General features: G+C 29.6%; 15 protein-coding genes. 6 read left to right on the top strand and 9 right to left on the bottom strand.

The window, feature by feature from the left end; all coding sequences use genetic code 11:
* The 8 genes from glmM to BM335_RS00820 form a co-directional block, all read right to left on the bottom strand.
* Entirely contained in the window at positions 1-1,383 is a 1,383-nt protein-coding gene (gene glmM / locus BM335_RS00855) for a phosphoglucosamine mutase (RefSeq protein ID WP_090222005.1), read from the bottom strand.
* A gap of 105 nt (positions 1,384-1,488) precedes the next feature.
* Positions 1,489-3,354, bottom strand: coding sequence for a 30S ribosomal protein S1 (gene rpsA, locus BM335_RS00850; RefSeq protein WP_090222002.1), 1,866 nt, complete (start codon positions 3,352-3,354; stop codon positions 1,489-1,491).
* A gap of 284 nt (positions 3,355-3,638) precedes the next feature.
* Positions 3,639-4,592: a sugar phosphate isomerase/epimerase family protein gene (locus tag BM335_RS00845; protein ID WP_090222000.1), complete on the bottom strand. Its 954-nt coding sequence runs from the start codon at positions 4,590-4,592 to the stop codon at positions 3,639-3,641.
* An 8-nt stretch (positions 4,593-4,600) separates the two neighbouring features.
* Complete coding sequence (locus BM335_RS00840; RefSeq protein ID WP_090221998.1) at positions 4,601-5,353, bottom strand: LytR/AlgR family response regulator transcription factor; 753 nt, start codon at positions 5,351-5,353, stop codon at positions 4,601-4,603.
* A gap of 96 nt (positions 5,354-5,449) precedes the next feature.
* The gene (locus tag BM335_RS00835) at positions 5,450-5,764 is read right to left on the bottom strand and encodes a 2TM domain-containing protein (protein WP_090221995.1); all 315 of its coding nucleotides are present in this window, start codon (positions 5,762-5,764) and stop codon (positions 5,450-5,452) included.
* Between the two features lie 11 nt (positions 5,765-5,775).
* Entirely contained in the window at positions 5,776-6,063 is a 288-nt protein-coding gene (locus BM335_RS00830) for a 2TM domain-containing protein (protein ID WP_090221992.1), read from the bottom strand.
* Between the two features lie 51 nt (positions 6,064-6,114).
* A complete protein-coding gene (locus BM335_RS00825; RefSeq protein WP_090221988.1) occupies positions 6,115-7,458 on the bottom strand; it encodes a 2TM domain-containing protein in 1,344 nt (447 codons plus the stop codon).
* Positions 7,459-7,488: 30 nt separating this feature from the next.
* Positions 7,489-7,917, bottom strand: a complete 429-nt coding sequence (locus BM335_RS00820; RefSeq protein ID WP_090221986.1) for a DUF2141 domain-containing protein — start codon at positions 7,915-7,917, stop codon at positions 7,489-7,491.
* A 236-nt stretch (positions 7,918-8,153) separates the two neighbouring features.
* On the opposite strand from BM335_RS00820, the gene BM335_RS00815 reads away from it, so the two are divergent.
* The 6 genes from BM335_RS00815 (at position 8,154) to lipA (ending at position 14,588) form a co-directional block, all read left to right on the top strand.
* A complete protein-coding gene (locus tag BM335_RS00815) occupies positions 8,154-10,259 on the top strand; it encodes an elongation factor G (RefSeq protein ID WP_090221984.1) in 2,106 nt (701 codons plus the stop codon).
* A gap of 341 nt (positions 10,260-10,600) precedes the next feature.
* A complete protein-coding gene (locus BM335_RS00810) occupies positions 10,601-10,786 on the top strand; it encodes a membrane or secreted protein (RefSeq protein WP_090221982.1) in 186 nt (61 codons plus the stop codon).
* Positions 10,787-10,788: 2 nt separating this feature from the next.
* Complete coding sequence (locus BM335_RS00805; protein WP_090221980.1) at positions 10,789-11,895, top strand: glycosyltransferase; 1,107 nt, start codon at positions 10,789-10,791, stop codon at positions 11,893-11,895.
* Positions 11,889-12,455 carry an RNA polymerase sigma factor gene (locus tag BM335_RS00800; RefSeq protein WP_245780586.1) on the top strand — a complete coding sequence of 189 codons (567 nt, stop codon included), beginning with the start codon at positions 11,889-11,891 and terminating at the stop codon, positions 12,453-12,455. Before BM335_RS00805 ends, BM335_RS00800 begins: the two co-directional genes overlap by 7 nt.
* The gene (locus BM335_RS00795) at positions 12,452-13,681 is read left to right on the top strand and encodes an NRAMP family divalent metal transporter (protein ID WP_245780585.1); all 1,230 of its coding nucleotides are present in this window, start codon (positions 12,452-12,454) and stop codon (positions 13,679-13,681) included. The genes BM335_RS00800 and BM335_RS00795 overlap by 4 nt, the downstream gene beginning before the upstream one ends.
* A 34-nt stretch (positions 13,682-13,715) precedes the next feature.
* Entirely contained in the window at positions 13,716-14,588 is an 873-nt protein-coding gene (gene lipA, locus BM335_RS00790; RefSeq protein ID WP_090221978.1) for a lipoyl synthase, read from the top strand.
* 457 nt (positions 14,589-15,045) lie between these two features.
* On the opposite strand, the gene BM335_RS00785 is transcribed toward lipA, so the two are convergent.
* Entirely contained in the window at positions 15,046-15,633 is a 588-nt protein-coding gene (locus BM335_RS00785; RefSeq protein WP_090221977.1) for a sigma-70 family RNA polymerase sigma factor, read from the bottom strand.
* Between the last annotated feature and the right edge of the window lie 19 nt (positions 15,634-15,652).

The raw sequence follows: 15,652 nt of genomic DNA, 5'->3' as shown, positions 1-15,652 counted from the left end.
TTAAATAATTGCTTTAATTTCATCTATAACTCTAATTGCCAAAGCATCTGCATCTTTTTGTGAAGTGCTTTCTGTATATATTCTAATAATTGGTTCTGTGTTCGATTTTCTTAAATGTACCCATTCACTTTTGAAGTTAATTTTAACACCATCAACAGTAATTACGTCTTCATTTTTATAGTTGGAAGCCATTTTTTTAAGAATATCGTCTACATCAATATCCGCTGTTAATTCTATTTTATTTTTACTCATAAAATAACTTGGATAACTATCACGCAATTGTTTACAAGACATTTTTAAATTGGCTAAATGCGATAAAAATAAAGCAACTCCAACCAATGAATCTCTTCCGTAATGCGACTCTGGATAAATAATACCACCATTTCCTTCGCCTCCAATTATAGCATTTGAAGTTTTCATTAATTCTACTACATTTACTTCTCCAACAGCACTTGCTTGGTAGTTGCCTCCATGTTTTTCTGTAATATCGCGCAATGCTCTAGATGACGAAAGGTTTGAAACCGTATTACCTGGCGTTTTTCCTAAAACATAATCTGCACAAGCAACCAATGTATATTCTTCACCAAACATAGAACCATCTTCGCAAATTAATGCTAATCTGTCAACATCTGGATCTACCACAATTCCAAAATCGGCTTTTTCTTTCACTACTAGTGCTGAAATGTCAGTTAAATGTTCTTTTAAAGGTTCTGGATTGTGAGGGAATTGTCCGTTTGGTGTACAATATAACTCAACACATTCCACATTTAATTCTTTTAATAAGGCTGGAATTGCAATGCCTCCTGTTGAATTCACAGCATCTACCACTACTTTAAAATTGGCTTTTTTAATAGCTTCTACATCAACCAATTTTAAATTTAAAACTTCTTGGATATGTTTTTCAATATAGTTTTTCTTTCTATCATACGTTCCTAATTCATCAACTTCAGAAAAAACATAAGCATCAGTTGCTGCTATATTTAAAACTTCTTCACCTGCAGCTGCATTTAAAAACTCACCTTTAGCATTTAATAATTTTAACGCATTCCATTGTTTTGGATTATGACTAGCTGTGATAATGATTCCGCCATCGGCTTTGTCTAAAACTACTGCTAATTCTACTGTTGGAGTAGTTGATAATCCTATATCTACAACATTTATTCCTAAACCTACAAGGGTATTACTTACCAAACTACTGACCATTTTACCCGATATACGTGCATCTCGGCCAATAATAACTGTTAAGTTTTCTTTTTTTGATTGTTTTTTAAGCCACATTCCATAAGCTGCAGCAAATTTTACGGTATCTATTGGAGTTAAATTATCATTTGTTTTCCCTCCTATTGTTCCTCGTATTCCTGATATTGATTTTATTAAAGACATAGCTAAAATTTAGTTGGACAAAGATAAATTTTCTAGTTGTAATAGCGAAAAAAAAAGCTGTATCAAATGATACAGCTTTTTATATATTATAAAATGAATGAAGAATTATTTATTCTTTTTTTCCATTTTTTTCTTCAACGCTAATAAATCTTCATTTAAATCACCAAGTGTAGTTTTTTCTGCAGAATCAGCATTTTTTTGTTGTACTGTTTTTACATTTTTCTCTTCTTGTTCTTTAAATATTGAAGTATGTGAAGCTACAACTCTTCTAAATTCTTTGTTAAATTCTAACACTTTAAATTCAGCTGTATCTCCTTTAGCTAGTTTCGTTCCGTCTTCTTTAGTAATAAAACGACTTGGTACAAAAGCCTCAACACCATTTTCTAATGTTACAATTAAACCTTTATCACTTTTGTCTTTTACAACACCTGTATGAACAGAATCAATAGTATAAGTTTCTTCGTGACCATCCCAAGGATTATCAGTAGTATGTTTGTGACCTAAGTTTAATTTACGTCCTTCAACATCTAATTCTAAAACTTGAACTTCTAATTTATCACCTACAGATACAAAATCTGATGGATGCTTAATTTTCTTAGTCCAAGATAAATCAGAAATATATACTAACCCGTCAATTCCTTCTTCTAATTCAACAAATACACCAAAGTTAGTATAGTTACGTACAGTTCCTTCGTGGGTTGAACCTACTGGATATTTCTCAGCAATGTTTGTCCAAGGATCTGGATGTAATTGTTTAATACCTAAACTCATTTTGCGTTCTTCTCTATCTAAAGTTAAAACTTGCGCTTCAACTTCGTCACCTACAGATACGAAATCTTGTGCAGAACGTAAATGTGTTGACCATGACATTTCAGAAACGTGAATTAAACCTTCTACTCCTTGTGCTACTTCAATAAATGCACCGTAATCTGCAAGTACAACTACTTTTCCTTTTACTGTGTCACCTACTTTAATGTTAGCATCTAATGCTTCCCAAGGGTGCGCGTTTAATTGTTTTAAACCTAATTGAATTCTTGTTTTCTCATCATCAAAATCAAGAATTACTACGTTTAATGTTTGATCTAATTCAACCACTTCACTTGGGTGATTGATTCTTGACCATGATAAATCTGTAATGTGAACTAAACCGTCTACACCACCTAAATCAACAAATACACCGTATGAAGTAATGTTTTTAACAACACCTTCTAATACTTGTCCTTTTTCTAATTTACCAATAATTTCTTTCTTTTGAACTTCAATATCAGCTTCAATAAGTGCTTTGTGAGATACCACAACGTTTTTAAATTCGTGATTTACTTTCACAACTTTAAATTCCATTGTTTTTTCTACATATTGATCGTAATCTCTAATTGGTTTTACATCAATTTGAGAACCTGGTAAGAATGCTTCAATTCCAAAAACATCTACAATCATACCACCACGAGTTCTACATTTTACGAAACCATTAACAACCTCTCCACTTTCGTGAGCTGCGTTAACACGATCCCAAGCTTTAATAACTCTTGCTTTTTTGTGTGATAATACTAATTGACCAGTACTATCTTCTCTTTTGTCTACTAAAACTTCTACTTTATCTCCAACTTTTAAGTTAGGATTGTAACGAAATTCGTTTAACGAAATAACACCTTCAGATTTTGAATTGATATCAATAATTGCTTCACGATCAGTTTTTCTTACAACTAATCCTTCAATTACTTCACGCTCACTCACTAAACCTAAAGTGCCATCTAAGGCAGCTTCAAATGCTTTAATGTTTTCTTCGTCAATTAAATCAATACCTTCTTCGTATTTATGCCAATTAAAATTAGCTAAAAATTCTTCTGGGTTTACTTTTTCAACTTTAGGAGCTTCTGCTACTTTTTCTGTTGCTTTTTCGGCTGTTGCCTCTGTTTGTTTTACTTCAGTAGCTGGTACTTGCTCTTCAGTTTTTTTTGTTTCTTCAGACATATGTGCTGATGATAAAAATTTGTATCTTGTTGTTATTCAGATTTTTAAACGACTATAACTTCAAGAGATTATTTATATATTTTTTCCTTTAACTCCTTTTTAAATCTGTTATCGTAAAAAGGCGTGCAAATTTAGTGATTTTTTTTAATTAACAAAAAGAAAATGAAGCATTTGTACTTTTTTAAACTAAAAATGTAGCGAAGTTTATAAATTGCGTTTTATTTTTGATATACAAACTGTATTTCATCCGTATTTTTTTATGTAACAAACTAAATAATAATCTGTTAGGCTTTACTCCATAATTTTTTAATAGTTGCCACATCTTTTCGCATGGCTTTATACATTAAGTTCTCTTGTTCCGCACTTGTTAAACGATCAAAATTTTCAGTTCCCAAATCATACTCAATATGTAAAGAAACTGGTACATTTATATGGTATTTTTTTAATAATTTAAAATAGGTGTCAAAATCTACCATTCCTTCGCCAATTGGCGTATTAACTACAGACCAAGCACCGTTTATCTTACTCCATTTAAAATCTTTTAAAACAATTGTTTTGATATTATTTTTTATCAATTTCAACCCATTTTCCCAAGAAAGCCCTCCTTCAACCATAGCATGTCTAATATCATATTGACTTCCAAAATAAGCTGAATCAACAAACTCTAATAATTTTTTCACTTCCCAAATAGACGAACCTACGTATTTTCCTGCATGATTTTGATAGCAACCCACAATCCCTAACTCTTTATTAATGTTACTTAGTCCAGTGACTTGTTGTTGATATTTTAAAAGTTCCTCTTCAATATTTCCTTCTTCTGAATATTTAAACCAATTAGATCTGTAATATTGAATACCTAATTTAGACGCTGTTTCTAAAACATCAATAGCTAATTCATTTTCAGCACTTTTAATATCAGTTACCATCATAATACATTGGGAACCTCCTTTTTTAATAGCATCTACAGCAATTGGTAAATCTCTTTTAACAAACTCTGGCAATACATGACCACCTTTTCTAACGGTTAAATCTACTCCTGCAAAACCTAACTCTGCAGTTTTTTCACCTACCGATTTATACTCTAAAAATTGAAAGTGTTTTGAAAAAATATGGATATTTAGTTCGTTTTCAATAGAATTTTCAGCCCACATACTTGTTTGAAAATTTAAAAATGGAATATACGCTGCTGCTGTAGCTGTTTTTTTAATGAATGTTCGGCGTGATTTTATGGCTTTCATAATTTATTTTAAGCAATCCAATTTTTAAAATCTTTTACACGCTCTCTGCTTACAATAATTTCAGATTCAGTAAAAGTATTTAAGATAATTTTTAGCCTACTGTTTGAGTATGAAATAATATCTTTTATCGCATTTATATTTACAAAATACTTTCTGCTTACTCTAAAAAATAACTCTGGATTTAAATTGTTTTCTAAAGTATCTAAAGTGTCTTCAATTAAATAATTCCTATTATCAATAGTGTGTATTTGAGTTGCTTTATTTTCACTGTAAAAACACTCTATAGTTTCAACAGCTATCATTTTTAAGTGTTGCCCAATTTTTACTGTAAAACGTTTTTTATAGAATTTTTGTAAAGGCGAAATGAGCAATTTTAATTGTTCTAAATCAAAATTTGTATTAGTGGCCGATGCTTGTAGTTTTTTAAATTGATCTATGGCATTTTCTAACTCATCAGAATCAATTGGTTTTAATAAATAATCTACACTGTTTAATTTAAAGGCTTTTAAAGCATATTCATCATACGCAGTGGTAAAGATTATAGCGCTTTTAATTTCTACTTCATCAAAAATTTCAAATGATAAACCATCGGATAGTTGAATGTCTAAAAAAAGCAAATCGGGATGTTCATGAGTACTAAACCAATTTACTGCTTCTTCTACTGAGTGAAGCATTGTTAATGGTTCAATTCCAAATTCATTCAGCATCCTGCTTAATCTTCTTGCAGCAGGTTTTTCATCTTCTATAATTACTACGTTCATTTAATTTTGGTTATTGAAATTCATTTAATTAAAAAATAACTGGTTATAAAAATAAGCATTGTTCTTAATAAAGCTACCTTTTTTGGTCTTATTAAATTACTCCCACAAATCGCGTTTATCATTATCCATTATTTCCTTAATCTTTTTTTCTTCCCAATTTTTACCTAATAAAAATTTCATTCCAAATACATTAAATGCATGAAAAAGAATTCCGATGCCCCAAAAAATTGCAGTATTATATGTTTGCCATTGCCAAAAGTTATTAAATTCTCCTTCAGTAAATACTCTAGTTGCAATTAAAAATGCATTTACCAAAATATATACCGTTAAATGCACATAAAATCCTTTAATTGCTTTTACTCTTTTTTTGGCTCTAATATATTTTTGTTCTTCTAAATTTGAATTTTCCATGTGCTATTTTTTTAATATTTATCTTGATCCATTATTTCTCTAATTTTCCTTTCTTCCCAATCTTTTCCAAAAATTAAATTGTTTCCAAAAACACCAAATGCGTGAAAGCCAAGGCCTATTCCCCAGCCAAACATTGGCCACCAAAACCAGTAATATCCTGGTGAAGTCATGTAATTTATAAAGAACAGAAAAGGAATTACTAAACAGTATGCTAATAAATTAGCATAAAACCCTTTTATATTATCAACTTTTTTCTTTGCTCTAATATATTTTTCTTCTTGTGTATATTGCTTTTGCATTTTTTATATGTTTTAAATTAATTATTTAATTTTAATTTTTTGTTTTATATATTACTCCCAATATTGCTTTTTATCTTCATCCATAAACTGTTGTATTTTACGTTCTTCCCAATTCTTTCCTAAAAAAGGATTGTATGCAAAAGCTTTAAATCCATGAAATGTTAATCCTAAACCCCAACCCATTGCAGGAAACCAAAACCAATGAAATTGTGGCACATAGGTTAAATTTATATATATTAGAATAGGAATAACAATACAATAAGCTATTAAACTTGAGTAAAAGCCTTTAATTTCTTCTACACGTTCAACTGCTCTTAAATATTTGCTATTTTCTTGTATTTCAGTTGTTTTCATAATACTTGTTTTTTGAGTTAATAAGGGTAGTTTTACAATAAAACTTTCTGAAGTTTTAATAATTTCTACCTTTTTTAATGTTAATAAATGATATCTATCCACTATATTTTGTAACCCAACTTTAGTGCCTTTTTCTAAAATTGCTTTTGGGTTAAAATTATTGGTAACTACTAAATATCCTTCTTTTTCTTCAATTTTAACCGTTAATGGGTTTTCTTCAGAAACAACATTGTGTTTAATTGTATTTTCTAATAATAGCTGTAATGATAGTGGAATAATTTTTAATTCTGCATTACTAGATTTTTCAGGAATTTGAAATGTTACCGCATTTTCAAAACGCATTTTCAACAATTCCATATACGTTTTTGCAAACTGTAATTCTTCGTCTAATTCAATTAAATCTTTACTTTTTTGCTCTAAAACATACCTGTAAACTTTAGAAAGTTTCGTGGTAAACTTTTCTGCTTGCTTCGGATTTTCACCTATCAGTGATGTTAACACATTTAAACTGTTAAATAAAAAGTGTGGATCAATCTGACTTTTTAACGATTCATATTTTGCGGTTTCTGTTTTTGCAACTATTTGTTGTTCCTTTACTTTGTTTTCAGTTAATGCTTTGTAAAAAAATATGGCATGAAAAACTAAAATTACAAGTAATGTAATTACTAAACTAAATACATAGTAATTTACTGCATACGGATCGTTAAAAAATGATGTTGTTGGTTCTCCTGAAATAATTACAATTGTTACAAATCGTAATACAACTAGTCCAACCATTGTTGCCAAAACTGAACCAATAGCACCATAAATTAACCGTTGTTTTGCATGGTCTTTCCAATTCAATTTTTTATCTAAAAAATAGAATAAATAGGCATTAATAGCTGTTAAAGTAAAAGCATACATAAAATGAATTCCCAATACTTTTAATAACTCATTCATTGTCAAATTAAATCCATCAGCGCTAAATAAACGTTCAATAACAAATATTACAGCGGTAAGTATTAATGAAATTTTAATTAAGTATTTGAAATTGGTTTTCATAAAAATGTATCTCTAAAATGTAACTGCAATTTAAAATTTAATTTCTAAAGTTAAAGCTTCCTCACCTACAATAAACTTGGCGTCTTCAAATTGTGGAGGGCCAAAATTAAAAGGGTTATTAGATGTACCATAACTTTCTTTCGGCATTCCGTTAATTTCAAAATCTAGTTTATTGTTTTCGTTTTCATCATGAAAACAAATTATAGCATATTCACCTATTGGAACAGTATCAAAAGTTGCGGTACTTACTCCGTTTTCAATACTAGCCACTTTACTAAATAATGGCTGCATTCTAAAATTTTCTTTAGTAAAAATTGCAAAATGTACAGTGCCATTATTATTTAATACGTTTGGTACTGAAACTTTTATAGTTCCAAATTTTTCAGTGTTACTTTCTTGCGCATTAGAAATTAATAGTGAAGAAAACACAAATACTAAGGTTAAAATTACTTGTTGCATCTTAAATGTTTTTTTAAATTCATAATTTATTTTACAGTCCAAAAATGCAGGTAAAAAACAGATTGTAAAATTTAAAATTACCGAATTGTATTTTTTTTAGGATGAATTGTAATTTTTTATAGTTTTTAAATATTTAGATATATAAAAACTCTTTCAAAAAAACCCTAACATAAGTCATATTTTTAACTAAAAAAGTTTGTAACTTTATAGAACCTTTTATATAAAATTATTACATTATGAAAATATACGATGATAAACACATTAAAAATGTGGCCTTTGTAGGAGCCAATAAAAGTGGTAAAACTACATTGGCCGAAACAATGCTCTTTGAAGCTGGATTAGTCAACCGTCGTGGTAGTGTAGAAAACAAAAACACTGTTTCTGACTATCACGAAATAGAACAAGAAAGAGAAACTTCCATTTTTGCCACACCGCTTCATACAGAGTGGCGCAACTACAAAATAAACATTTTAGATACTCCAGGATTAGACGATTTTATAGGTGAAATTGCATCAACAATGCGTGTTGCAGATTCTATAGTGACTGTAATTAATGGACAACACGGTGTTGAAGTAGGAACGGAAATAATTTGGAATTATGTTGATAAATATTCAAAACCTACATTGTTTGTAATAAATCAAATAGACAATCCAAATACAGATTTTGATGAATGTTATAAAAGTATCGTAAACCTTATAGGTAATAATGCAGTAAAAATACAGTACCCATTAGTTGTTGATGGCGCACAATGTATTATTGATGTGCTAAAAATGAAAATGTACAAATTTGGTCCTGAAGGAGGAAAACCTGAAAAGTTAGAGATTCCTGACAATCAAAAAGATGTAGCCAACGAATTACATAATGAATTGGTTGAAAAAGCTGCTGAAAATGATGAAGCTTTAATGGAATTGTATTTTGATCAAGGTACATTAAATGAAGATGAAATGCGCGAAGGAATTAAAAAAGGAATGTTAAACCATGAATTATTTCCTGTATTCTGCATCTCAGCGTTAAAAGATATGGGTAGTGGCCGTTTAATGGGCTTTATTGATAATGTAGCGCCGTCTGCAGCCGATTTAAAACCTGAACAAAGTGTTGAAGGAAAAACTGTAGAATGCAAAAATGATGCACCAACCGCATTATTTGTTTTTAAAACTTTATACGAACCAAACTTAGGTCAAATAAGTTTCTTTAAAGTAAAATCAGGTGAAGTTAAACAAAATGATAAATTAGAAAATTCCAGAAATGAAGAAATTGAAATTTTAAATCAATTATACATTATGGATGGAAAAAATCGTGATCAGGTTGAAAAACTAAGTGCTGGTGACATAGGTGCCACCCTAAAATTAAAATATACTGAAACCAACGATACATTAAGAGTAAAAGGATCAGACATTACAATTAAACCAATTGTTTATCCTGAACCAAGAATTACAAAAGCTGTAACTGCTGTTGACAAAAATGATGAAGAAAAATTAAGTGATGCGCTTAAAAAAATACACAGTCAAGATCCAACAGTGACCATTAAATATATGAAAGAATTAAAACAATTAATACTTTCATGCCAAGGTGAGTTACACTTAGCTACTATAGATTGGACTTTAAACAATGTTTACGGAATTAAAGCCGCTTTCGATCAACCTAAAATTGCTTATAGAGAAACCATACAGCGTTCTGCAACAACAAGTTACAAACATAAAAAACAATCTGGTGGTTCTGGACAATTTGGTGAAGTTCATATTAAAATTGAACCTTATTTTGAAGGAATGCCTGAACCTGAAGGATTTAACATTCGTGGTAAAGAAGAAGTAAAACTTGAGTGGGGAGGAAAATTAGTTTTTTATAATTGTATAGTAGGTGGTGTTATTGATGCACGTTATTTACCATCTGTTTTAAAAGGTATTTTAGAAGTAATGGAAGAAGGACCTTTAACTGGTTCTTACGCAAGAGATATAAGAGTTATGCTTTTTGATGGAAAAATGCATGCGGTAGACTCTAATGATATTTCATTTAAAATTGCCGGAGCACATGCCTTTAAAGAAGCCTTTTTAAATGCAAAACCTAAATTATTAGAACCAATACATGAATTATCTGTAAAAGTTCCGGAAGAATTAATGGGTAATGTTATGACCGATTTACAATCAAGAAGAGCTATTATTTTAGGAATGGATAGCGATGGAAAATACCAAACCATTAAAGCTAAAACACCATTAGCTGAAATGTATAAATATTCAACAACCTTACGTTCTATAACGCAAGGTAGAGGAAGTTTTAGCACTAAATTCTCTAATTTTGAATTAGTACCTAACAATGTACAAGAAGAATTAGTTAAAAACAGCTAACAAAAAATAGTTACTAAAATCAAAGACTCGTCATTTAAATGACGAGTCTTTTTTGTTTAAAATGATTAGTGTCTAATTAATTCAATCAATTTTAATAATTATCCAGTTTTAGTTGGTGCAAAGTCCACAAGAATTTTTTTAAAAACCTAAACACTAATCATATAGCAATTTAATAAATATTATAATACAAAACCAATAAAGTTTCTAATATTTAACATTTTAACTATATTTTAGATGGTATTTAACAAAATGTATTGCATATTTCATAATTGAAATTTTTAATATAAATGTATTTACCCTTCATTAAGAAATAAGTATATTTGCACCATAATTTTACACTCATGAAAATATTTTTAATAACTATTGTATTATTAGGTTTAGGTGTTATTGGTATTGCCATTAAGTTATGGGCAAAAAAAGATGGGAAATTTGCTGGTACGTGTGCAAGTCAAAATCCGCATTTAAATAAAGAAGGTGAACCTTGTGGGTACTGTGGTAAATTACCAGAAAATTGCGAAAATAAATAACAATGTTAGAATACGTTTTAATTGCTTTTATAGCAATATTTTGTATTCAATTTATTTTTTATGTTTTTATTTTTGGGGCATTTGCTTTTTCTAAAAGAAAATTACCCAACACTGCATTTAATAAGCCTGTTTCAGTGCTTATTTGCGCTAAAAACGAAGCTAAAAATTTAAAAAAACATCTTCCTCATTTCATTAACCAATCGTATCCTAATTTTGAATTAGTACTTATTAACGACCGCTCTAGAGATAAAACTTTAGAAATAATGAAAGAATTTCATCAGCAATATCCTACAAAAATTAAAATTGTTGATGTCAAAGAAAATGAACAATTTTGGGGAAGTAAAAAATATGCTTTAACCTTAGGTATAAAAGCTGCATCCAACGAGCATTTATTGTTTTCTGATGCCGATTGCAAACCAGTTTCTGAACATTGGATTTCTGAAATGACACAACATTTTTCTGAAAAAGACATTGTTTTAGGCTATGGAGCATACACAAAAGTTAAAAAATCATTCCTTAATAAATTAATTCGGTTTGAAACACTTTTAACCGCCATTCAATATTTTTCTTTTGCAAAAATTGGAAGTCCGTATATGGGTGTTGGTCGTAATTTAGCCTATACCAAATCTTTATTTTTTAGTGTCAACGGTTTTGCCGATCATATTAAAATTAAATCGGGGGATGATGATTTATTTATCAACCAAGTTGCTACAAAAAATAACACAACCAACTGTTTTTCAGCAAATAGTTTTACAGAATCTAAACCAAAAACAACCTTTAAAAACTGGATACTTCAAAAAAGAAGACATGTGTCAACAGCAACACATTACAAACCAGTTCATAAATTTTTATTAGGGTTATTTTATAGTTCACAACTATTATTTTGGTTATTAAGTATTGTTTTAATAGCATTTCTTTTTAACTGGATTATTGTAGCTTCCTTAATTTTTACACGCTTTTTAATTCAAAACTTGGTAATTGGATTTTCGGCAAAAAAATTAAATGAAAATGACTTGGTAATTTTAACTCCTTTGCTTGAAATATTTTTGATATTCGTACAATTGTTTATCTTTATAAAAAATACGATTTCAAAACCTCACCATTGGTAAATAAAAATATTGATATTGCCGACTTAATTGAAAAAGCAAAAAAGGACGATCAAAAGGCTTTTAACACATTATTAAACACGTATTGGAGTGATGTGTATCGTTTTCAGTTTTCAAAAACTGGCGATGAAGATGAAGCTGAAGATATTACCATTAAAACTTTTTCTAAAGCTTTTGATAAAATTCATTTATACAATAATCGGTACAATTTTAAAACCTGGTTAATTTCAATTTCAAAAAATATTTTTATTGATCATTTACGAAAAGAACGTACCAATACAATTTCAATCAATAAAAAAGAATCTGAAGCCTATAAAATTTTTGATGAAACACCTTCTGCCGAAGATCAATTAATTATAGATCAAAATTTAGCACAATTACTGCATTATTTAAAACAGTTAAAACCTCATCATCAAGAAATTATTAATTTGCGTTATTTTAGAGAAATGAGTTACAAAGAAATGGCCGAAAAATTGAACGAACCAATGAGTAACATAAAAGTAAAATTATTACGCGCCAAAAAATTATTGGCTGAAATTATTCAAAATCCTTCTGACAATTGATTGCAAAACGCACACATTGGCTTCATAAACTGGGTCCTGGTTTATTGTTTGCAGGTGCTGCTATTGGTGTTTCACATTTAGTACAATCTACCCGAGCTGGCGCTGATTTTGGCTTTGGATTAATATGGGCTTTGGTGTTAATTCATATTGTAAAATATCCTTTTTTTCAAATAGGCCCACGGTATGCCACTGCTACTGGAGAAAGTTTATTAGATGGCTATAAAAAATTAGGCAACGGTGTACTACTCGCCTATTTTATTTTAAATTTAGCTACCATGTTTACCATTCAGGCTGCTGTAACTATAGTTACTGCTGGGTTAGCTGCTAATTTATTTGGAATCACTACAAATCCCGTTATTTGGAGTGTGATTATCACTTTTATTTGTTTCATCCTATTAGTGATTGGAAAATATAAACTTTTAGATAATTTAATGAAATTAATCATTATCACCCTAACTATTAGTACTATCATTGCCTTAATTGTAGCCAGTATCAACTCAGAAACCACCATTAACTACGCGCAAATTTTACCCAAAGGAACAATAGAAGTTGGTTTTTTAATTGCTTTTTTAGGATGGATGCCTGCACCGCTAGATGTTTCTATTTGGCAATCGCTATGGGCTATTGAAAAACAAAAAGATAAAAGCTGTGAATTTAATACTCAACAAGCTATTTTCGATTTCAATATAGGTTTTATTGGAGCTTTAATTATTGGTATTTTCTTTGTGGCATTAGGTGCATTAGTTATGTACCACACAAATGAAACCTTTAGCAATAGCGCCGTTGTTTTTTCGCAACAGTTAATAAATTTATACACTAAAACTTTAGGTGATGGAATGTATATTTTTATTGCTGCTGCAGCATTTACAACTATGTTTAGCACCACTATTACAACCTTAGATGCATCGCCACGCGCAATGACTAAAACACTAGAATTACTTTCAAACAAAAATTTTAAACATGCCTATTGGTTTTGGATTAGTTTTTTAGCCATAGGAACCATTGCTATTTTGTTATTTTTTATGAGTGAAATGGGTGTTTTAATTAAAATTGCTACCGTGTTATCTTTTTTAACAGCGCCTTTTTTTGCCATCATCAATTTTATTTTAATTTCAGGTAAAAACACACCGCAAGCCTGGAGACCAACGCTGCAATTTAAAGTGCTAAGCTACATTGGTATTGTTTTTTTAATTGGTTTTAGCGGTTGGTATCTTTCAAGTTTATAAATTCTTTGTATTTTTGCAGTCAATTATTACTATAATGACTAAAGAAACTATAGAATCACCAAATACAATTCACAAACCAAAATGGTTACGTGTTAAATTACCCGTTGGTAAAAAATATACAGAACTTAGAGGTGTTGTAGATAAATATAAACTAAACACTATTTGTACCAGTGGAAGTTGCCCTAATATGGGAGAATGTTGGACAGAAGGAACAGCAACCTTTATGATATTAGGAAATATTTGCACACGCTCTTGTGGTTTTTGTGGTGTAAAAACCGGAAGACCAGAAAATGTTGATTGGGAAGAGCCAGAAAAAGTAGCGCGTTCCATTAAATTAATGAATATTAAACACGCTGTTATAACATCGGTTGATAGAGATGATATTAAAGATGGCGGTTCCATAATTTGGGCAGAAACCATTAATGCCATTAGACGCGCAAATCCAACAACAACTTTAGAAACTTTAATTCCAGATTTTCAAGGAAACACCACCAATATTGATAGAATATTAGCCGTTGCTCCTGAAGTAATTTCTCATAATTTAGAAACCGTAAGACGTTTAACACGTGAAGTGCGTATACAAGCTAAATATGATAGAAGTTTAGAAGTATTAAAATATATGAAAGACCAAGGGCAACGCAGAACAAAATCTGGCATTATGCTTGGCTTGGGCGAAACTGAAGCAGAAGTTATTGAAACGATGCAAGATTTAGCCAATGCCAAGGTTGATATTTTAACCATTGGTCAGTATTTACAACCAAGTAAAAAACATTTACCTGTTCAAGAATTTATTACACCTGAGCAATTTGCCAAGTACAAAGAAATTGGTGAAAAAATGGGCTTTAAATACGTTGAAAGTGGCGCTTTAGTACGTTCATCATACAAAGCACAACGACATTTGGTGTAAAAAAGCAGATATTATTAAACCTGAACTATTTTTAATAAAATACCGAACCCTGTTAGCGTTCGGTATTTTATTTTATAACCTTTAAAATTCATTAGTATAAAATTAAATTTTATACTAATAATACAATCAATTTATACTAATAAACTTCTAACTTTATTAGTATCTTTTCATGAACTTATTCTAATAAATAAAAATTTTATTAGTATAAATATTTTACTTCATTTTTAAAAGCACAAAAAAACCCATTTTTTAAAAAAATGGGTTTAAAAAGAACATTAATTCAAATTTAATTCAATATAGTTTTTGTTGGTTTTAATTACTCGTAACTGCTTTGAGTAATTGATTAAATATTGAATTGTTTCAGGTCTAGGTTGCTTCTTCATAGAAGACTTTTGAGTGTAAAGTTTCATCATACAGTACTGGTTTATACAGTAATAACGACAAAACTTTTTGTTTATTATGAGTTTACCAAAACAATTTGATGTTTCTCTATTAATTTTCTTAAATTTATTAAAGCGTAGCGCATTCTACCTAGAGCTGTATTAATACTTACATCTGTATTTTCAGCAATTTCTTTAAAACTCATATCTTTAAATAAGCGCATTACCAATACTTCTTTTTGGTCATCTGGTAATTCTTCAACTAAACTGGCTACGTCTTCTAAAATTTGATTTTTTATTAGTTGCTTTTCTATATTTAAAACATCATCACTAATTACTGAAAAAATATCAAACTCGTCGGTATTTTTAAATGTAGGTATTCTTTTTTGACGACGAAAATGGTCAATAATTAAATTGTGTGCAATACGCATTACCCAAGGTAAAAATTTACCTTCTTCATTATAAGCACCTCTTTTTAAGGTGTTTATTACTTTTATAAAAGTATCTTGAAAGATATCTTCCGCCAAGTCTCTGTCTAAAACTTTGGATAATATAAAACTAAAAATTCGTTGTTTGTGTCGTAAAATTAAAACCTCTAAAGATTTCTCATTTCCGTTAATATAATTGCATACTAAAACGCTATCACTTATAAGTGTACTTTCCATAACTTAAATACATTTTTAT

Origin of the sequence: Lutibacter maritimus, from assembly GCF_900116115.1 — a bacterium.
Lineage (GTDB): Bacteria > Bacteroidota > Bacteroidia > Flavobacteriales > Flavobacteriaceae > Lutibacter > Lutibacter maritimus.
This window is presented reverse-complemented; position numbering and strand designations above follow the sequence as displayed.

Bases quoted from the DNA above. Each gene is read 5' to 3' on its own strand.
- glmM (WP_090222005.1), bottom strand. From the start codon at position 1,383: ATGTCTTTAATAAAATCAATATCAGGAATACGAGGAACAATAGGAGGG.
- BM335_RS00830 (WP_090221992.1), bottom strand. From the start codon at position 6,063: ATGCAAAAGCAATATACACAAGAAGAAAAATATATTAGAGCAAAGAAA.
- BM335_RS00820 (WP_090221986.1), bottom strand. From the start codon at position 7,917: ATGCAACAAGTAATTTTAACCTTAGTATTTGTGTTTTCTTCACTATTA.
- BM335_RS00840 (WP_090221998.1), bottom strand. From the start codon at position 5,353: ATGAACGTAGTAATTATAGAAGATGAAAAACCTGCTGCAAGAAGATTA.
- BM335_RS00815 (WP_090221984.1), top strand. From the start codon at position 8,154: ATGAAAATATACGATGATAAACACATTAAAAATGTGGCCTTTGTAGGA.
- BM335_RS00845 (WP_090222000.1), bottom strand. From the start codon at position 4,592: ATGAAAGCCATAAAATCACGCCGAACATTCATTAAAAAAACAGCTACA.
- BM335_RS00785 (WP_090221977.1), bottom strand. From the start codon at position 15,633: ATGGAAAGTACACTTATAAGTGATAGCGTTTTAGTATGCAATTATATT.
- BM335_RS00835 (WP_090221995.1), bottom strand. From the start codon at position 5,764: ATGGAAAATTCAAATTTAGAAGAACAAAAATATATTAGAGCCAAAAAA.
- rpsA (WP_090222002.1), bottom strand. From the start codon at position 3,354: ATGTCTGAAGAAACAAAAAAAACTGAAGAGCAAGTACCAGCTACTGAA.
- BM335_RS00805 (WP_090221980.1), top strand. From the start codon at position 10,789: ATGTTAGAATACGTTTTAATTGCTTTTATAGCAATATTTTGTATTCAA.
- BM335_RS00825 (WP_090221988.1), bottom strand. From the start codon at position 7,458: ATGAAAACCAATTTCAAATACTTAATTAAAATTTCATTAATACTTACC.
- BM335_RS00810 (WP_090221982.1), top strand. From the start codon at position 10,601: ATGAAAATATTTTTAATAACTATTGTATTATTAGGTTTAGGTGTTATT.
- lipA (WP_090221978.1), top strand. From the start codon at position 13,716: ATGACTAAAGAAACTATAGAATCACCAAATACAATTCACAAACCAAAA.